Source organism: Streptomyces sp. NPDC034670, assembly GCF_055574875.1.
The window spans coordinates 1-18469 of the sequence record NZ_JBVITR010000003.1; the positions used below are offsets into that span (position 1 = coordinate 1).

At 71.6% G+C, this 18469-nt stretch carries 17 protein-coding genes; 11 read left to right on the forward strand and 6 right to left on the reverse strand.

What is annotated here, in order from left to right; translation table 11 throughout:
• The first annotated feature begins 178 nt into the window (after positions 1–178).
• The 5 genes from glmU to ACZ56B_RS02720 all read left to right on the forward strand — a co-directional run bounded on the left by glmU (position 179) and on the right by ACZ56B_RS02720 (position 4847).
• Entirely contained in the window at positions 179–1624 is a 1446-nt protein-coding gene (glmU, locus tag ACZ56B_RS02700) for a bifunctional UDP-N-acetylglucosamine diphosphorylase/glucosamine-1-phosphate N-acetyltransferase GlmU (protein WP_468785487.1), read from the forward strand.
• A gap of 133 nt (positions 1625–1757) precedes the next feature.
• Positions 1758–2738 carry a ribose-phosphate diphosphokinase gene (locus ACZ56B_RS02705; RefSeq protein ID WP_468785488.1) on the forward strand — a complete coding sequence of 327 codons (981 nt, stop codon included), beginning with the start codon at positions 1758–1760 and terminating at the stop codon, positions 2736–2738.
• 211 nt (positions 2739–2949) lie between these two features.
• Positions 2950–3531 (forward strand): 50S ribosomal protein L25/general stress protein Ctc, encoded by a 582-nt coding sequence (locus ACZ56B_RS02710; RefSeq protein ID WP_468785490.1) that lies wholly within the window; start codon positions 2950–2952, stop codon positions 3529–3531.
• A gap of 72 nt (positions 3532–3603) precedes the next feature.
• Positions 3604–4206, forward strand: a complete 603-nt coding sequence (gene pth, locus ACZ56B_RS02715; protein ID WP_468785492.1) for an aminoacyl-tRNA hydrolase — start codon at positions 3604–3606, stop codon at positions 4204–4206.
• 152 nt (positions 4207–4358) lie between these two features.
• On the forward strand, positions 4359–4847 hold the full coding sequence (locus tag ACZ56B_RS02720; protein ID WP_468785494.1) for a hypothetical protein: 489 nt from the start codon (positions 4359–4361) through the stop codon (positions 4845–4847).
• Between the two features lie 94 nt (positions 4848–4941).
• On the opposite strand, the gene ppc is transcribed toward ACZ56B_RS02720, so the two are convergent.
• The gene (ppc, locus tag ACZ56B_RS02725) at positions 4942–7674 is read right to left on the reverse strand and encodes a phosphoenolpyruvate carboxylase (RefSeq protein ID WP_468785496.1); all 2733 of its coding nucleotides are present in this window, start codon (positions 7672–7674) and stop codon (positions 4942–4944) included.
• A 293-nt stretch (positions 7675–7967) separates the two neighbouring features.
• On the opposite strand from ppc, the gene ACZ56B_RS02730 reads away from it, so the two are divergent.
• Positions 7968–8987: an acyl-CoA desaturase gene (locus tag ACZ56B_RS02730; RefSeq protein ID WP_468785498.1), complete on the forward strand. Its 1020-nt coding sequence runs from the start codon at positions 7968–7970 to the stop codon at positions 8985–8987.
• Entirely contained in the window at positions 8984–9661 is a 678-nt protein-coding gene (locus tag ACZ56B_RS02735) for a TetR family transcriptional regulator (protein ID WP_468785500.1), read from the forward strand. Before ACZ56B_RS02730 ends, ACZ56B_RS02735 begins: the two co-directional genes overlap by 4 nt.
• Before the next feature lie 39 nt (positions 9662–9700).
• Here the strand turns inward: ACZ56B_RS02735 and ACZ56B_RS02740 are convergent, their stop codons facing one another.
• Positions 9701–10534 carry a trans-aconitate 2-methyltransferase gene (locus tag ACZ56B_RS02740; RefSeq protein ID WP_468785502.1) on the reverse strand — a complete coding sequence of 278 codons (834 nt, stop codon included), beginning with the start codon at positions 10532–10534 and terminating at the stop codon, positions 9701–9703.
• Positions 10535–10646: 112 nt separating this feature from the next.
• Here ACZ56B_RS02740 and ACZ56B_RS02745 point away from each other — a divergent pair, with 112 nt between their 5' ends.
• On the forward strand, positions 10647–11144 hold the full coding sequence (locus tag ACZ56B_RS02745) for a MarR family winged helix-turn-helix transcriptional regulator (RefSeq protein ID WP_468785504.1): 498 nt from the start codon (positions 10647–10649) through the stop codon (positions 11142–11144).
• Here the strand turns inward: ACZ56B_RS02745 and ACZ56B_RS02750 are convergent.
• Positions 11103–11882, reverse strand: coding sequence for a LuxR C-terminal-related transcriptional regulator (locus tag ACZ56B_RS02750; RefSeq protein WP_468785506.1), 780 nt, complete (start codon positions 11880–11882; stop codon positions 11103–11105). The genes ACZ56B_RS02745 and ACZ56B_RS02750 overlap by 42 nt on opposite strands.
• A gap of 292 nt (positions 11883–12174) precedes the next feature.
• Here ACZ56B_RS02750 and ACZ56B_RS02755 point away from each other — a divergent pair, with 292 nt between their 5' ends.
• Entirely contained in the window at positions 12175–12630 is a 456-nt protein-coding gene (locus tag ACZ56B_RS02755) for a GNAT family N-acetyltransferase (RefSeq protein ID WP_468785508.1), read from the forward strand.
• Positions 12631–12870: 240 nt separating this feature from the next.
• Here ACZ56B_RS02755 and galK read toward each other — a convergent pair whose 3' ends face one another.
• From galK to galT, 3 genes are read right to left on the reverse strand one after another with little or no spacing between them, the layout of a single operon-like run.
• Entirely contained in the window at positions 12871–14043 is a 1173-nt protein-coding gene (gene galK / locus ACZ56B_RS02760; RefSeq protein WP_468785510.1) for a galactokinase, read from the reverse strand.
• Positions 14040–15032, reverse strand: a complete 993-nt coding sequence (gene galE / locus ACZ56B_RS02765) for a UDP-glucose 4-epimerase GalE (RefSeq protein WP_468785512.1) — start codon at positions 15030–15032, stop codon at positions 14040–14042. Before galE ends, galK begins: the two co-directional genes overlap by 4 nt.
• Positions 15029–16090, reverse strand: a complete 1062-nt coding sequence (galT, locus tag ACZ56B_RS02770) for a galactose-1-phosphate uridylyltransferase (RefSeq protein WP_468785514.1) — start codon at positions 16088–16090, stop codon at positions 15029–15031. The genes galE and galT overlap by 4 nt, the downstream gene beginning before the upstream one ends.
• A 205-nt stretch (positions 16091–16295) precedes the next feature.
• Between galT and ACZ56B_RS02775 the strand changes: the two genes are divergently transcribed.
• Together ACZ56B_RS02775 and ACZ56B_RS02780 are read left to right on the forward strand one after the other, a co-directional pair.
• Complete coding sequence (locus ACZ56B_RS02775) at positions 16296–17993, forward strand: sodium:solute symporter family protein (RefSeq protein WP_468785516.1); 1698 nt, start codon at positions 16296–16298, stop codon at positions 17991–17993.
• Positions 17994–18023: 30 nt separating this feature from the next.
• Positions 18024–18335 carry a hypothetical protein gene (locus tag ACZ56B_RS02780; RefSeq protein WP_468785518.1) on the forward strand — a complete coding sequence of 104 codons (312 nt, stop codon included), beginning with the start codon at positions 18024–18026 and terminating at the stop codon, positions 18333–18335.
• Positions 18336–18469 lie beyond the last annotated feature (134 nt).

Here is an 18469-nt window from a genome sequence, read left to right on the forward strand (position 1 = left end):
CTTTTCTCTCCCTTTTTTTTTTTTCCCTCCCCTTTTTTCTCCCCCCCCCCCTCCCCCCCCCCCCCCCCCCCCCCCCCCCCCCCCCCCCCCCCCCCCCCCCCCCCCCGTACCCCCCTCCGAGCCCCCCGGTATCCTGCGGGTGTCCACCCCCACCCCCAACACAGCCGAAGGGCATCCCGTGAGCGCCATTCGCCCGGCAGCCGTCGTCGTTCTCGCAGCGGGTGAGGGCACCCGTATGAAGTCGGCCACACCGAAGGTCCTGCACGACATCTGTGGCCGTTCCCTGGTGGGCCACGTGCTCGCCGCCGCCGGTGAGCTCGAGCCGGAGAACCTGGTCGTCGTCGTGGGGCACGCCCGCGAGCAGGTGACCGCCCACCTCGCCGAGGTCGCCCCCGGGGTCCGCACCGCCGTGCAGGCGGAGCAGAACGGCACGGGTCACGCCGTGCGGATGGGGCTGGAGGAGCTGGGCGGTTCCGTGGCCGGGACCGTGATCGTGGTCTGCGGTGACACCCCGCTGCTGACGGGCGGGACGCTGCGGCGGCTGGCGGCCACGCACTCCGCCGACGGGAACGCGGTGACGGTGCTGACGGCCGAGGTGCCGGACGCGACCGGGTACGGGCGGATCGTGCGGGACGACGGCGGGGCCGTGACCGCGATCGTGGAGCACAAGGACGCGTCCGACGAGCAGCGGGCGATCCGGGAGATCAACTCGGGTGTGTTCGCGTTCGACGGGGCGCTGCTGGCGGACGCGCTGAAGCGGGTGCGGACGGACAACAGCCAGGGCGAGGAGTACCTGACCGACGTCCTCGGCATCCTGCGTGAGGCGGGTCACCGGGTGGGTGCCTCGGTGGCGGACGACCACCGGGAGATCGCGGGGATCAACAACCGGGTGCAGCTGGCGGAGGCGCGGCGGGTCCTGAACGACCGGCTGCTGACGGCCGCGATGCTGTCGGGGGTGACGGTGGTGGACCCGGCGACGACGTGGGTGGACGTGACCGTGACGTTCGAGCGGGACGTGGTGGTGCACCCGGGGACGCAGCTGCACGGGTCGACGCACCTGGCGGAGGGCTGTGAGGTGGGTCCGCATGCGCGGTTGACGGACACCCGGGTGGGTCCCGGTGCGCGGGTGGACAACACGGTGTCGCTGGGTGCGGAGGTGGGTCCGGAGGCGACGGTGGGCCCGTACGCGTATCTGCGTCCGGGGACGCGGCTCGGCCGCAAGGGCAAGATCGGCACGTACGTGGAGACGAAGAACGCGTCGATCGGTGAGGGGACGAAGGTTCCGCACCTGTCGTACGTGGGGGACGCGACGATCGGCGACTTCTCGAACATCGGCGCGGCGAGCGTGTTCGTGAACTACGACGGGCAGGACAAGCACCACACGACGGTCGGGTCGCACTGCCGGACGGGTTCGGACAACATGTTTGTGGCACCCGTCACGATCGGGGACGGCGCCTACACGGCCGCGGGTTCGGTGATCACGAAGGACGTGCCGCCCGGTTCGCTGGCCGTGGCCCGTGGTCAGCAGCGGAATATCGAGGGTTGGGTGGCTCGCAAGCGTCCGGGGAGTGCCGCCGCGAAGGCGGCGGAGGAGGCGTCCCGGGGGTCGGCCGGGGAGGGGTGACCGGAAACCGGCGCTTCGAACACGGCGTACCGTGATAAGTGCACACCCCACCCCTACCAGCTGTGATGCCTCTCGCGTGCCGGCGACGAGGTTTCTGGACACCCAGCTGCGAGACCTCTGAGGAGAAAGTGCTGTGACCGGGATCAAGACGACCGGCGAGAAGAAGATGATGTTCTTCTCCGGCCGCGCCCACCCCGAGCTTGCCGAGGAGGTCGCCCAGCAGCTGGGTGTCGGGGTCGTTCCGACGAAGGCCTTCGATTTCGCCAACGGTGAGATCTACGTGCGGTACCAGGAGTCGGCTCGTGGTGCCGACTGCTTCCTGATCCAGAGCCACACCGCTCCGATCAACAAGTGGATCATGGAGCAGCTGATCATGATCGACGCGCTGAAGCGTGCGTCGGCCAGGTCCATCACGGTCATCGTGCCGTTCTACGGTTACGCGCGGCAGGACAAGAAGCACCGGGGTCGTGAACCGATCTCGGCGCGCCTGATCGCGGATCTGATGAAGACGGCGGGTGCCGACCGCCTCCTCACGGTGGACCTGCACACGGACCAGATCCAGGGTTTCTTCGACGGGCCCGTCGACCACCTGTTCGCGCTGCCGCTGCTGGCGGACTACGTGGGGGCGAAGGTGGACCGGGAGAAGCTGACGGTGGTGTCGCCGGACGCGGGTCGTGTGCGGGTGGCGGACCGTTGGTGCGACCGGCTGGGTGCGCCGCTGGCGATCGTGCACAAGCGCCGGGACAAGGACGTGGCGAACCAGGTCACCGTGCACGAGGTGGTCGGTGAGGTGAAGGGCCGCGTGTGCGTGCTGGTGGACGACATGATCGACACCGGTGGCACGATCTGTGCGGCGGCGGACGCGTTGTACGCGCACGGCGCGGAGGACGTGATCGTGACGGCGACGCACGGTGTGCTGTCGGGTCCGGCGGCGGACCGGCTGAAGAACTCGCGGGTGAGTGAGTTCGTGTTCACGAACACGCTGCCGACGCCGACGGAGCTGGCCGAGACCCTGGACAAGATCAAGGTGCTGTCGATCGCGCCGACGATCGCGAGTGCGGCGCGCGAGGTGTTCCGGGACGGTTCGGTGACGAGCCTGTTCGACGAGCAGTAGGGCGGGTCGGGGGGTGCGCGGGGCGGTCCGCGTGCTCCGGTGATCGTTTTGGGTGCGGCCTCCCGGTCCGAGTAGACTGCTGCAGTTGCTCGGCGAGGGAGGCCGTACCGCTTCTTGCGGGTGGTGCGGTGGTCCGTTATCGACGCGCTCTTCGTAGCAGGCCGTTCGTGGCCGAGTGACCACGTCCGTTTCCTGACTTCGAGGAGTGATCATGTCCGAGGTGAAGATCCACGCCGAGACGCGCACCGAGTTCGGCAAGGGTGCCGCCCGTCGCATCCGCCGTGACAACAAGGTGCCGGGTGTGGTGTACGAGCACGGTCTCGAGCCGCTGCACCTGACGCTGCCGGGCCACGAGCTGCTGCTGGCGCTGCGTACGCCGAACGTGCTGATCGAGCTGGTCATCGACGGCAAGGAGACCCAGCTGGCGATCCCGAAGGCGGTGCAGCGCGACCCGCTGAAGGGCTTCCTGGAGCACGTGGACCTGCTGATGGTGAAGCGCGGCGAGATCGTCCAGGTCGAGATCCCGGTGCAGCCCGAGGGCGAGCTGGCCCCGGGTGGCAACCTGCTGGAGCACGTGCTGCCGGCGCTGCCGGTCGAGGCCGAGGCCACGCGCATCCCGGACTACCTGCCGGTGTCCATCGCGGGTCTGGAGGCCGGTGCCTCGGTCCTGGCGAAGGACGTCCCGCTCCCGGAGGGCGTGAAGCTGTCCGTGGAGGAGGACGCCGTGGTGCTGCAGGTGCTGGCCGCGCAGGCGGAGGAGGCGCCGGAGGGCGAAGAGGGCGAAGAGGCCTGATCCCCTGCCCAGTCGTCGTTTCGTCGGCCGCTGTTCCCGTGCGGGGCAGCGGCCGACGCGTATGAAGGAGACATGGACGTGACGACCGACGCGGCGGCTCCCTGGTTGATCGTGGGCCTGGGCAATCCGGGGCCGGAGTACGCGATGAACCGGCACAACGTGGGGTTCATGGTGGCGGATCTGCTGGCGGAACGGGTGGGGGGCCGGTTCAAGCGGGCCGGGAAGGCCCAGGCGCAGGTGGTGGAGGGGCGGATCGGTCCTCCGGGTCCGGCGGGTCGCCGGGTGGTCCTGGCGAAGCCGATGTCGTACATGAACCTGTCGGGCGGGCCGGTGAACGCGCTGCGGGAGTTCTACAAGGTGCCGGTGGCGCACGTGGTGGCGGTCCACGACGAGCTGGACATCGGGTACGGCGTGCTGCGGTTGAAGCTGGGGGGCGGAGACAACGGGCACAACGGGCTGAAGTCGATGACGAAGGCGTTCGGTGCGGACTACCACCGGGTGCGGTTCGGGATCGGTCGTCCGCCGGGGCGGATGCAGGTGGCGGATTTCGTGCTGCGGGACTTCTCGTCGGCGGAGCGCAAGGAGCTGGACTACTTCGTGGACCGGGCGGCGGACGCGGTGGAGTGCCTGGTGACCGAGGGTCTGGAGCGGGCGCAGGGCGCCTACAACGCGTGATCCGTCGGTCGTGCGCGGCGCGTGGCCTGCCGGTCGTGCGCGGTGCGCGGTCTGCCGGCCGGGTGCGGCGCGTGGCCGCCGGGGTGCGCGTCCGCCGGCTCGTCCCCGGCGGGAGTTGACCGGCCGCAAGGTCATGGCCAAGGATCTCGGCCATGCCTTCTGCGGTCAGCTCCTCCCGCGGCTCCTCCGCCGTGCTGCGGTACGGCCGGTTCGCGGCCATGGGCACGGTCGCCGCGCTGATCCTGGTCGCCGGTGTGTGGGCGTCGTGGGGCACGGCGCAGTACGCGATGCTGACGAAGGGGCGCGAGCGCGGCACGGTCGAGGTGACGCGGTGCGCCGCGCAGGCGTGCACGGGGCGGTACGCGCCGCTGTCGCCGGGGTCGCAGCCGCGGGCGGAGGTCGTGCTGGAGGACTCGGTGGCCGTGGCGGAGGGCGGGACCTACACGGTGGTGCTGAGGCCGGACGGTGTCCGGGCGGTCCGTTCGGGTCCCGCCGGGATCCTGTACGCGTGGGTCCCGTTGGGCGGGGCGCTGCTGCTGGCGTCGGTGGTGGTGGCGGGCGGGCTGCTGCGGACGCGGGCCGCGTGGGTGCTGGCGGTGTCGGGGGCGGCGCTGCTCACGGCGGCCTTCCTGGCGGTCTGAGGCGGGCGGCGCGGTCCGCCGCCCGGACGCGAGAACGAAAGGTGCCCCCGGGCCGGTGCGCGGCCCGGGGGCACCTTCGTGTCCGGGTGTGCGGTCAGCCGGTGTTGCGCAGGCCGGCCGCGACGCCGTTGACGGTCAGCAGCAGGGCCCGGGAGAGCAGCGGATCGGGCTGCTCGCCCGCGGCGGCGGCGTCGCGCTGGCGCTTGAGGAGGGCGACCTGGAGGTAGGAGATGGGGTCCAGGTAGGCGTCGCGGATGGCGAAGGTCTGCTTCAGCACCGGGTCGGCGTCCAGGAGTTCCCGCTCACCGGTGACGCGCAGCACCTCGGCGACGGTCAGGTCGTGCTCGGCCTCGATGGTGTCGAAGACGTGCTTGAGGTGGTCGGGGACGAGGGTGTCGACGTAGTGCCGGGCGATGCGCAGGTCGGTCTTGGCGAGGGTCATCTCGACGTTGGAGATGAAGTTGCGGAAGAAGTGCCACCGCTGGTGCATCTCGTCGAGCACGGTGTCCAGGCCGGCCTCGCGCAGGGCCTTGAGGCCGGAGCCGACGCCGAACCAGCCGGGGACGATCTGCCGGGACTGGGTCCAGCCGAACACCCAGGGGATGGCGCGCAGGCCGTCGAGGGAGACGCCGGAGCCGGGGCGGCGGGAGGGCCGGGAGCCCAGGTGGAGGTCGGCGAGCTGGTCCACCGGCGTCGACGCGAGGAAGTACGCCGGCAGGTCGGGGTCCTCGACGAGGCGGCGGTAGGCGGCGTGGGCGGCGTCGGAGACGACGTCCATGGCGGCGTCCCAGCGGGCGAGGGCCTCGACGGACTGGCGGGGCGCGGTGTGCAGGGCGGAGGCCTGGAGGGTGGCGGCGACGGAGAGTTCGAGGTTCTCCCGGGCGAGGGAGGGGATGAGGTACTTGTCGGAGATGACCTCGCCCTGTTCGGTGACCTTGATCTCGCCCTCGAGGGTGCCCCAGGGCTGGGCGAGGATGGCGTCGTGGGTGGGGCCGCCGCCGCGGCCGACGGTGCCGCCGCGGCCGTGGAAGAGGCGCAGCCGGACGCCGTAGCGGTGGGCGACGTCGCGCAGGCGGCGCTGGGCGCGGTGGATCTCCCACTGGCTGGTGGTGATGCCGCCGAACTTGGAGGAGTCGGAGTAGCCGAGCATGACCTCCTGGACGTCGCCCCTGAGCGCGACGAGGCGCCGGTAGGAGGGGTCGGCGAGCATGTCCTCGAGGATGGTGTCGGCGGCCTTGAGCTCGTCGGTGGTCTCCAGCAGCGGCACGATGCCGATCTTCGCCCAGCCGGCGTGCAGGTCGATCAGCCCGGCCTCGCGGGCGAGGACGGCGGCGGCGAAGACGTCGTCGGCGCCCTGGCACATGGAGATGATGTAGGACTCGACGACCTCGGGTCCGAAGACCTCCAGGGCGCGCTTGACGGTCCGGAAGACACCGAGGGTCTTCTCGCCGGCCGCGTCCACGGGGGCCGGGCTGGGGGCCAGCGGCCTGCGGGACCTCAGCTCCTTGGCGAGGAGCTTGGTGCGGTAGTCGCGGGGCATGTCGGCGTAGCGCCAGGACTCCTCGCCGAGCCGGTCGAAGAGCTGGCCGAGGGCGTGGTGGTGGGCGTCGGCGTGTTCGCGGACGTCCATGGTGGCGAGCTGGAGGCCGAAGGCGGCGAGGGTGCGGATGGTGCGGGCGAGGCGGCCGTCGGCGAAGAGGCCGCCGCGGTGTTCGCGCAGGGAGGCCTGGATGATCCGCAGGTCGGTGAGGAGTTCGCCGGTGCCGAGGTAGTCGCGGCCGGGTTCGTGGGGGGTGCCCTTGGCGAGGCGGAGCTTGGTGTTCTCCAGCTTCTGCCGGATGCAGGTGGCCTTGAGCCGGTAGGGCTCCTCGGCGTTGAGGCGCTTGTAGCGGGGGCTGATCTCGGGGAGGTGGTCGAGGTCGGCCTGCAGGGAGGCGAGGAGGTCCTCGGTGGCGCCGGTGTAGCGGATGGAGTTGGACAGCAGGCCGCGCAGTTCGTCGATCATCTCCAGGGCGTCGTTGATGCCGTGTTCGTGCTGGAGGATGAGGACGTCCCAGGTGACCTGGGGGGTGACGTTGGGGTTGCCGTCGCGGTCGCCGCCGATCCAGGTGCCGAAGGTGAGGGGGCGGGTGTCGTCGGGGAGGTGGACGCCGACGCGCTCCAGTTCGGCGGTGAGGTCCTCGAGGACGTCGCCGACCGCGCCCGCGTGGAGTTCGTCGAGGTAGTAGATGGCGTTGCGGGCCTCGTCGGTGGGTTCGGGGCGGACCACGCGCAGTTCGTCGGTCTGCCAGACGAGGTCGATGTTCTCGGCGAGCCGGGTGTCGAGGCGGCGCCGGTCGGACTCGATGACGGGGGTGTCGAGGAGGGCGGCGATCCGGCGGAGCTTGTTGAGGACGGAGCGGCGGGCGGCCTCGGTGGGGTGCGCGGTGAAGACGGGGCGGACGTTGAGGTGCCGCACGGTCTCGCGCAGGTGGTCGGGGTCGGCGTCCTTGAGCCGGTCGGCGGTGCGGGCGAGCAGGGAGCCCTCGGCGGCGCGGCGGGCGCGCAGTTCGCGGCCGCGGTGGACCTGCTCGGTGACGTTGGCCAGGTGGAAGTAGGTGGAGAAGGCGCGGACCAGCTTGGCCGCGGTCCGCAGTTCGGTGCCGCGCAGCAGTTCGGCGGCGGCCTCGCCGTCCTCGCGGGTGAGGCGGCGGACCTTCTCGACGAGGTCCAGCAGCTCCGGGCCCTCCTGCCGGACGAGGGTCTCCCCGAGGAGGTCACCCAGTCGGCGGATGTCGGCGCGCAGCTCGCTGCTCGTCGTCGTGGTCTGGTCGTCGGCACTGCTCACAGGTGCGGCTCCTTGCAGTGTTGAAGCTCGTCTGGAGGGAACCCGGACGAACGTCTCGCGCGGCGGGAGCCGCTGACGGGCCGGACGTCCGGGAAGAGGTTCAGAGCGGACCGCGCTGTCCGACCGGCTTCCAGGATAGGTCTCGACCCGGACGCGCAGGCTCGTGGGCTCTTGCCGCCGGGCGGCACACTGTCATACTTACGTTGCCGTAGGTTACGGGACCGTAGGAAAGGTGGGCGGTCCCCGTGACCCGGGCACACCACCCTCATCCCCGACACCTCACAGGGACACGCATGACCTCGAGCTCCGATGTGATCGACGAAGAAGCGAAAAGCAAGGACCGGCCCGGGGACGGGGCGCTGCCCTCCGCCACGCTGGGCGGGGAGAGCAAGCGTTCGATCGAGCAGATCACGCTGCTGCTCTTCATCATCGTTCCGTTCCTGGCGCTGCTGGCGGCGGTTCCGCTGGCGTGGGGCTGGGGGGTGAGCTGGCTGGACCTCGGCCTGCTGGTCTTCTTCTACTTCCTCGGGTGCCACGGCATCACCATCGGCTTCCACCGCCACTTCACCCACGGCTCGTTCAAGGCCAAGAGGCCGTTGAAGATCGCGCTGGCCATCGCCGGTTCCCTGGCGGTCGAGGGTCCGCTGGTGCGCTGGGTGGCCGACCACCGCAAGCACCACAAGTTCTCCGACGCCGAGGGCGACCCGCACTCGCCGTGGCGGTACGGGGAGACGGTCCCGGCGCTGCTGAAGGGCCTGTGGTGGGCGCACATCGGCTGGATGTTCGACGAGGAGCAGACGCCGCAGGACAAGTACGCGCCGGATCTGATCAAGGACCGGACGCTGCGGACCATCTCCCGCCAGTTCGTGCTGTGGACGTTCGTGTCGCTGGCGCTGCCGGCGCTGATCGGCGGTCTGGTCACGATGTCGTGGTGGGGCGCGTTCACCGCCTTCTTCTGGGGGTCGCTCGTCCGGGTGGCGTTGCTGCACCACGTGACGTGGTCGATCAACTCGATCTGCCACGCGGTCGGCAAGCGCCCGTTCAGGTCCCGGGACCGTTCGGGCAACGTGTGGTGGCTGGCGATCCTGTCCTGCGGTGAGTCCTGGCACAACCTGCACCACGCCGACCCGACCTCGGCGCGGCACGGGGTGGAGCGCGGGCAGCTCGATTCGAGCGCCCGTCTGATCCGCTGGTTCGAGCGGCTGGGCTGGGCGTACGACGTGCGGTGGCCGTCACGCTCGCGTATCGATTCGCGCCGTCGTACGACGGGAGACGACTCCCGGCGGGGGAGGGAAACCGTGAAGGCGGCATGATGGTCGCCGTGGCGACCGACTCCAGCAGCACTTCGAGCAACGACAAGCCGCGGCGTGCGCGCCGCACCCGGATGACCGGTGCCGAGCGCCGCCAGCAGCTGCTGGAGATCGGCCGCACCCTGTTCGCGGCCAAGGGCTTCGAGGGCACCTCGGTGGAGGAGATCGCGGCGAAGGCCGGGGTCTCCAAGCCGGTGGTGTACGAGCACTTCGGCGGCAAGGAGGGCCTGTACGCGGTGGTGGTGGACCGCGAGATGCGGCGCCTGCTGGACATGGTGACGAGTTCCCTGACGGCGGGTCATCCGCGGGAGCTGTGCGAGCAGGCGGCGTTCGCGCTGCTGGACTACATCGAGGAGTACACGGACGGTTTCCGCATCCTGGTCCGCGACTCCCCCATCCCGCAGTCGACGGGGTCCTTCGCCTCGCTGATCTCGGACATCGCCACCCAGGTGGAGGACATCCTGGGCCGCGAGTTCAAGAGCCGGGGCTTCGATCCCAAGCTGGCCCCGCTGTACGCGCAGGCCCTGGTCGGGATGGTCGCCCTGACCGGCCAGTGGTGGCTGGACGTGCGCAAGCCGAAGAAGGCGGAGGTGGCGGCCCACCTGGTGAACCTGGCCTGGCACGGGCTGGACGGGCTGGAGCAGAAGCCGCGGCTGATCGGCCACCGCAAGAGCTGAGCCGCGGGCGGGCGGGCGGGCCGTGGCCGGGAGCGGTGGTCACGGGGCCTGCTCCGGCCGCCTGCGGGCGACGGCGAAGATCCGCCGGAACGGGAACGGGGTGCCGTGCGCCCCGGCCGGATAGGCGGCGCGCAGGGCGGTGCGGTACTCCGTCACGAACTCCTCCCGCGCCCCGGGGTCGTCGGCGAGGGCGGTCAGGACGGGGCGCAGGGCGGTGCCCCTCACCCAGTCCAGGACGGGGTCCTCGCCCGTCAGCAGGTGGACGTACGTCGTCTCCCACACGTCGGCCGTGCAGCCGAGGCCGGTCAGGCGCTCCAGGTACTCCTCCGGCCGGAGCACGGCCCCGGCGTGGCGCAGGACGCCGTCGAGGCGGGCGCGCCACCGCGGGGCGGCGGCGCGTTCGCGCAGGAGGGTGTGGCTGGGGGCGTCGAAGTTGCCGGGCACCTGGAAGGCGAGGGTGCCGCCGGGGGCGAGCCCGGCGATCCAGTCGGCGAACCGGTCCGCGTGCCCGGGGACCCACTGGAGGGCGGCGTTGCTGACGATCAGGTCGTACGGCCGGTCGGGCGTCCAGGTGCGGACGTCGGCGTGGGCGAAGTCGAGCCGGCCGCCCGCGGGGGTGGGGCCCTCGTGGTGGGTGCGGGCCCGGTCGAGCATCTCGGGCGAGTCGTCGTAGCCGGTGACGCGTGCGGTGGGCCAGCGGTCGGTGAGCAGGGCGGTGGCGTTGCCGGCGCCGCAGCCCAGGTCGGCGATGCGGGGCGGGTCGGCGGGCAGGCCGGGGACGCGGGCGAGGAGGTCGGCGAAGGGCCGGGTGCGGTGGCCGGCGTGGCGCAGGTACGGGGCGGGGTCCCAGGTGGGACCGGTGGCCGCGGGCATGGAGCCTCCCGGTGCCGGTGGACTGCCTCCAGCCTCGCCCCCCGTTTACCTCGACGTCAAGACGCTTCATGTCAAGAGACTTCACATCGACACAACCACTACACTGATCCGCATGGAGGACGAGGTCGATCGGCTGGTCGCGGCGTGGCGCCGGGAGCGCCCGGACCTCGACGTGGAACCGCTCGAGGTGCTCAGCCGGGTGAGCAGACTGGCCCGGCACCTGGACCGGGCGCGCCGGCTCGCCTTCGCCGAACACCACCTGGAGTCCTGGGAGTTCGACGTCCTGACCGCGCTGCGCCGCGCGGGCACCCCGTACCAGCTCTCGCCCGGGCAGCTCCTCACCCAGACCCTGGTCACCTCGGGCACGATGACCAACCGCATCGACCGCCTCGCCAAGAAGGGGCTGGTGGAGCGGCTGCCCGACCCCAGTGACCGGCGCGGTGTCCTGGTCCGGCTCACGGACGAGGGCCGCGACCGCGCCGACCAGGCGCTGGCCGGGCTGCTGGCCCAGGAGCGGGCCATCCTCGCGGAGCTCTCCCCCGGGCAGCGCGGTGAACTGGCCGGGCTGCTACGCCGGCTGACCGCCCCGTTCGACAACGTCCCCGGCTGACGGCCGCTCCAGGTCGACGGGCCCGACGCCCGCCCGGCGGGCGAGGGCGACGGCGGCGAGGGTGGAGTGCACCCCCAGTTTGCCGAGGACGTTCTGCATGTGGGTGCGCACGGTGTGCGGGGACAGGAACAGGCGCTCGGCGACCGCTTTGCGCCCCAGTCCCGCGACCATGCACCGCAGCACCTCCCGTTCCCTCGGGGTCAGGGACTCCACGAGCCGCTCGCTCTCGGTGCGGTGCCTGCGGGCGGCGGTCAGTTCGCGCAGGACGCCGGTGAGCAGCGCGGGCGGCAGGTGCGTCTCGTCGCGCAGCACTCCGCGGATGACGGTGAGCAGCCGGTTCAGCGAGCAGTCCTTGGCCACCCACCCGGAGGCTCCCGCCTGCAGGGCGAGCGCGGCCCGGCGCGGGTCGTCCTTCTCGGCGAGGACGACGGTCCGCACCTGCGGCTGCGCGGAACGCACCCCCGTGACCAGCGCTATCCCGTCGACGAGCCCGTCCTCGTCGCCGGCCTGCACCGGCACGGCCGGCCGGCCGCCGGGCACCTTGCCGCCCAGGTCGGCGTCGACGAGCAGGACGTCGAACCGCCGCCCCTCGGCGGCCGCCCGGTCCAGGCAGCGCAGCGCGGCCGGGCCGCTGCCCGCCGCGGACACGTCGACGTCCGGCTCCGCGGCCAGGGCCGCGGCCAGCGACTCGGCGAAGATGCGGTGGTCGTCGACGACCAGGACCCGGATGCGCACCACGAAACCCCCTCCCCCACGCTCCCGTAGAGCAGGGGCTCACCCCATCGTCGGAGGGCGACACCGGCGCGGGTACGGCGCCGAGGCCCTCGTCACGGACCGGTCTGCTGAACGTGGGGCGGGTCGCCGCGACCGCACGGCCGCCGCCGTGCGCCGGCCGCCGCCCCGCTCGGACGCCGTACCCGGCTTCTCTCGCCCCCTGAACGGCGCCGGCCCCCACCGGCGCTGTTCATCAGAGTACGGGCGAGGACCGGGAGCGGAAGGTTATTCGCAGAACTGGCGGCCTTGCGCGTTTATGGTGAGCCGCATGTTTCGTCTTGAGACAGAAGTCGACAGGGCCCGACGTGATCTGCTCCGCAGGCGCCTGAGGGACGCCAACACGGCGGCCTCCCCGGTCCTGCGCGCCCTGCGCGGGACGCCGGACGAGCGCGAGTCGGCTTTGCACGTGTGGGCACTGGGCGCGAACGGTGATCTCGCGGGCGGCCTGGTCGGCCACACCTGGACCAGCTGGCTGCACGTGACCTACCTCTGGGTCGACGGGCGCCACCGGGGGGCGGGGCTCGGCTCGCGCCTCCTGGCGGAAGCGGAGCGCATCGCCTCCGCCGACCGCGGCTGCACGGCCGCCCGGCTGGAGACCTGGGACTTCCAGGCGCCGGAGTTCTACCGGAAGCAGGGCTACGAGGTGGTCTGCACGATCCCCGACTACCCGCCGGGGATCACGGAGTACACGCTGACGAAGCGGCTGGGCTGAGCGGGGCGGTCAGAGCCGGTCCAGCGCCGCGGAGGTGATGTCGACGTCGACGTCGTACGGCACGGCGGGCTTGAGCTGCTCGCGGTGGGTGCCCGTCACCCGGCGACGGGCTCGGTGGTCATGGTTCCTCCCACGGGCGGGATTCTCGGCCCGTCCCCTCACGACAGCCGCGGGGACCGGCGAACGTCATCACGAAGAGTGATGGGTCCGTCGCCGGTCCCCGCGGCGGGCCGGGAGGGCTCAGCGCACCCGCCGCGCCCCCGCCGACGGGACCGCCTCGAAGACGCGGGGCGCCTTGAGGCCGGCCGCCGCGAAGGCCTCCTCCACCGCCTCGGTGATCGCCGGGACGCCGGCCTCCTCGGCGAGCACGATGGCCGAGCCGCCGAAGCCGCCGCCGGTCATGCGGGCGCCCAGCGCGCCCGCGCCCAGCGCCGTGTCGACGACCAGGTCGAGTTCGGGACAGGAGACGCGGAAGTCGTCGCGCAGGGAGGCGTGGCCCTCGACCAGGACGGGGCCGATGGCCCGGACGTCGCCCGCCTCCAGGAACGCGACGGCCCGTTCGACCCGCTCGTCCTCCGTGACCACGTGCCGGACCAGGCGGCGGACCTCCTCGTCGTCGCCCAGCCGCGCCAGCGCCGCCTCCAGCTCCGCGTACGGCACGTCCCTGAGCGCGTCGACGCCCAGCAGCGCCGCGCCCTTCTCGCAGCCGGCCCGGCGCTTGCCGTACTCGCCCTCGCTGTGGCTGTGCTTGACCCGGGTGTCGACGACGAGCAGGCGCATGCCCTCGGCGGCCAGGTCGAAGGGGATCTGCCGCTGGGAGAGGTCGCGGGTGTCGAGGAACAGGGCGTGACCGGCCTCGCAGCAGGCCGCGGCCGTCTGGTCCATGATGCCGACGGGGGCGCCGACGTAGACGTTCTCCGCGCGCTGGCACAGCCGGGCCAGCCGCCAGCCGCGCAGGCCCAGGCCGAACAGGTCGTTCAGCGCGAGCGCCACGACGACCTCCAGGGCGGCCGACGACGACAGGCCCGCGCCCGCCGGGACCGCCGAGGCGAGGTGGACGTCCGCGCCGGTCACCGGATGGCCGGCCTCGCGCAGGGCCCACACCACGCCCGCCGGGTAGGCGGTCCACCGCTGGTCGGTCCCGGGGTCGAGGGCGTCCACCGCCAGCTCCACCACCGGGCCGTCGACGTCGGCCGAGTGCAGGCGCAGGACGCCGTCGTCGCGGCGCGCGACCGCGGCGACGGCGGTGTGCGGCAGGGCGAACGGCATGACGAAGCCGTCGTTGTAGTCGGTGTGCTCGCCGATGAGGTTGACCCGGCCCGGCGCCGCCCACACCCCGTCCGGGGCGGCACCGTACAGCCGCTCGAACCGTTCGGCGACGGACCGCGCGGCGGTCTCGCTGGACTCGCTCATGCCCTGGCTCCCTGACCCCGCGTCGCGCTCCCGGCGCGCCGCCGCGCGAACTCCCACGCGTCGGCGACGATCCCCGCGAGGTCCGTGCGCGACGGGTTCCAGCCCAGCTTCTCGCGGGCCGCGGCGGCCGAGGCCACCAGGACCGCGGGGTCGCCGCCCCGGCGGGGGGCCACCACCTCGGGGACCGGGTGGCCGGTGACCCGGCGGACCGTCTCGATCACCTCGCGGACGGAGAAGCCGTTGCCGTTGCCCAGGTTGCAGATCAGGTGCTCGCCGGGTTCGGCGGCCCCCAGGGCGAGCAGGTGGGCCTCGGCCAGGTCGGCGACGTGGATGTAGTCGCGCACGCAGGTGCCGTCCGGGGTCGGGTAGTCGTCGCCGTAGACGGAGATCGCCTCCCGCCTGCCCTGCGCCACCTGGAGCACGAGCGGGATCAGGTGCGACTCGGGGTCGTGGCGCTCGCCGTACGGTCCGTAGGCGCCGGCCACGTTGAAGTAGCGCAGGGAGACCGCGCCCAGCCCGTGGGCCGCCGCCTCGCCGGTGATCATGTGGTCGACGGCGAGCTTGGAGGCCCCGTACGGGTTGGTGGGCCGGGTCGGGGCGGTCTCCGTGATCGGGACCCGCTCCGGTTCGCCGTAGGTCGCCGCCGTGGAGGAGAACACCAGCCGGCGTACGCCCGCCGCGCGCATGGCCTCCAGCAGCGCCATGGTGCCGCCGACGTTGTTGTCCCAGTACTTCTCCGGCTTCACGACCGACTCGCCGACCTGCGAGAACGCGGCGAAGTGCAGGACGCCGTCGTAGGAGGGGTCCAGCCACTTCGCGGCGTCGCGGATGTCGCCCTCGACGAAGGAGGCACCCGCGGGAACGCCCTCGCGGAAGCCGGTGGAGAGGTCGTCGAGCACCACCACCTCGTGACCGGCCTCCAGCAGATGCTGGGCGACGACACTGCCGACGTAACCGGCACCGCCCGTCACCAGGTACTTCCCGCTCATGAACTCGCTACCTCCCGCAGTCGCTCGGCCGCGCGCTCCGGCGGCACGTCGTTGATGAACACGTTCATGCCGGACTCGGAACCCGCGAGGAACTTCAGCTTGCCGGACGTACGGCGGATGGTGAAAAGCTCGAGGTGGAGCGCGAAGTCCTCGCGCGTGACGCCGTCGAACTCCTCCAGCGGGCCGAACGGCGCCTGGTGCCAGGCCGCGATGTACGGCGTCGGCGGCTCCCCCTCGCCGAAGATCCGGTCGAAGCGCCTCAGCAGTTCCAGGTAGATCCCGGGGAACTCCGCGCGCGCCGCCTCGCCGAGGGCGGGCAGGTCGGGCACCCGGCGCTTCGGGTACAGGTGGACCTCGTAGGGCCAGTGCGCCGCGTACGGCACGAAGGCGGCCCAGTGTTCACCCTCCAGGACGACCCGCTCCCCGGCGAGTTCCCGCTCCAGCACCGCGTCGAAGAGGTTCTCCCCGCCGGTCGCCTCCTTGTGTGCGGCCACTTGGCCCAGCATCAGGGCGGTGCGGGGGGTGGTGAAGGGGTAGGCGTAGATCTGCCCGTGCGGGTGCTGGAGGGTGACGCCGATCTCGGCGCCCCGGTTCTCGAAGCAGAACACCTGGTCGACGGAGGGCAGATGCGACAGCTCGGACGTCCGGTCCGTCCACGCCTCCAGGACCAGCCGTGCCTGTCGTTCGCTCAGGTCGGCGAAGGAGGCGTCGTGGTCGGAGGTGAAACAGACGACCTCGCACCGGCCCGAGTCCCCGGCCAGCGAGGGGAACCGGTTCTCGAAGACGACCACGTCGTACGACGCGTCGGGGATCTCGCTCAGCCGCTCCCCCCGGGAGGGGCACAGGGGGCACTGGTCGGCCGGCGGGTGGTAGGTGCGGCCCTGGCGGTGCGAGGCGATGGCCACGCGGTCGCCCAGCAGCGGGTCGCGGCGGATCTCGGACGAGGTGACGGTGGCGTCCAGCGGGCGGCGGTCGACCGCATCGCGCACGATGTCGTCACTCAGGTCGTAGTAGATGAGCTCGCGACCGTCGGCCAGTCGGGTCGAGGTCTTCTTCACGCCGGACGCTCCATTCGAGCCGCTCACCGCGGCACTGCACACACCGCTTCACATTCTTCCAACAGAACCCAACATACCAAAACACAACCCACCAGGGGTATCACCCCTCAGCATCAAACAAAAAACATCAACAGAACTATTCAACAACTGAACGCGGAGGAGTAAGTTCCGCGAGGTATCGGTTCGCGCAACGAAGCGAGTACGCATGCAAACCCCCACAGACCTCACGTCCCCCACCCTCCTGGCGGCCGAGCTGCGACTGCCGACCAACTGGCTCGACTACACGATCCTCGGGATCTACTTCGTCGTCGTCCTGGGCATCGGCTTCGCCGCCCGCCGCTCGGTCAAGACCAGCCTCGACTTCTTCCTCTCCGGCCGCTCCCTGCCCGCCTGGGTGACCGGTCTGGCGTTCATCGCCGCCAACCTGGGAGCCACCGAGATCCTGGGCATGGCCGCGAACAGCGCGCAGTACGGCGTCTACACCACGCACTGGTACTGGATCGGCGCCATCCCGGCCATGGTCTTCCTGGGCCTGGTGATGATGCCGTTCTACTACGGCTCCAAGGTCCGCTCGGTCCCCGAGTTCCTGCTGCTCCGCTTCGACAAGGCGGCCCACCTGCTCAGCTCGCTGCTGTTCGCCGCCGCCGCCATCCTGATCTCCGGGGTGAACCTCTACGCCCTCGCGATCGTGGTCGAGGCGCTGCTGGGCTGGCCGCAGTGGGTGTCCATCGTCGTCGCCGGCTTCTTCGTCCTGGCCTACATCACCCTCGGCGGCCTGTCCTCGGCGATCTACAACGAGGTCCTGCAGTTCTTCGTCATCCTCGCCGCGCTCATCCCGATCACCGTGATCGGCCTGAAGAGCGTCGGCGGCTGGGACGGCCTGTCCGCCTCCCTGACCGAGTCGCGCGGCGCCGACTTCATGACGGCCTGGGGCGGCACCGGCATCGGCAGCGACAACCCGCTCGGCGCCAACTGGCTGACCATCGTCCTCGGCCTCGGGTTCGTCCTGTCCTTCGGCTACTGGACGACCAACTTCGCCGAGGTGCAGCGCGCCCTGTCCGCGAAGAACCTCTCGGCGGCCCAGCGCACCCCGCTCATCGCCGCCTTCCCGAAGATCTTCATCGTGTTCCTGGTGATGATCCCGGGCCTGGTCGCGGCGGTGCTCGTGCCCCGGATCGGCATGGCCGGCTCGGACCTGCAGTACAACGACGCCATCCCGTACCTGATGCAGCAGTTCCTGCCCAACGGCGTGCTGGGCATCGCCGTGACCGGCCTGCTGGCCGCGTTCATGGCGGGCATGGCGGCCAACGTCTCCTCCTTCAACACCGTCTTCACCTCGGACGTCTGGGCGAAGTACGTGGTGAAGGGCCGCGAGGACGGGTACTACGTCCGCTTCGGCCGCCTGATCACCGCGATCGGCGTGCTGGCCTCGATCGGCACGGCGTTCCTGGCCTCCTCGTTCTCCAACATCATGGCCTACCTCCAGACGCTGTTCTCCTTCTTCAACGTGCCGATGTTCGTGGTCTTCATCATCGGCATGTTCTGGAAGCGGGCGTCGATGAAGTCGGGCTTCTGGGGCCTGATCGCCGGCACCACCGCCGCGATGGTCAACTACTTCGTCATCTACCGGCAGGGCATCGTCGACATCCCCACCGACCAGGGCGCCAACTTCGTCTCCGCGATCGCGGGCTTCGTCGCCGGCGCCGTCGTCATGGTGGCGGTGTCCCTCTTCACCGCCCCCAAGCCGACCGAGGAGCTCCAGGGCCTGGTCTACGGCACCACGTCCCCCGGCATGGCCGAGCCGCCCGCGGTGGGCGACGACGCCTGGTACCGCAAGCCGGCCCTGCTCGGCTGGGGCGCGGTGATCCTGGCCGCCGCCTGCTACATCCCGTTCTCGTTCTGACCGCGTTCCGACCGGGGAACTGGAGAGACCATGTCCGACCACTACTCCGAGCGTGACCTCCAGCGGGAGATCACCGAGCTGGAGACCAAGTCCACGACCGCCGCCCGCCTCTTCGACATCCGGCGCCTCATCGGCGGCCTGTTCGTCGTGTACGGGATCATCGTCACGATCGCGGGCCTCACCGTGTCCGACGCGGACCTCGACAAGGCCGAGGGCATCAACATCAACCTGTGGACGGGGCTGGGGATGCTGATCCTGGGCCTGCTGTTCCTGCTGTGGCTGTGGCTGAGGCCGACGGCCCCGCCGCCCCCGGACGTCCTGCCGGACGAACGGGAGAAGTGAACCGGCGGGGGGGGGGGGGGGGGGGGGGGGGGGGGGGGGGGGGGGGGGGGGGGGGGGGGGGGGGGGGGGGGGGGGGGGGGGGGAGCGGTATCCGGGCCACCCGCCGTGTTGCGCCACGGCGCACACCCATCCAC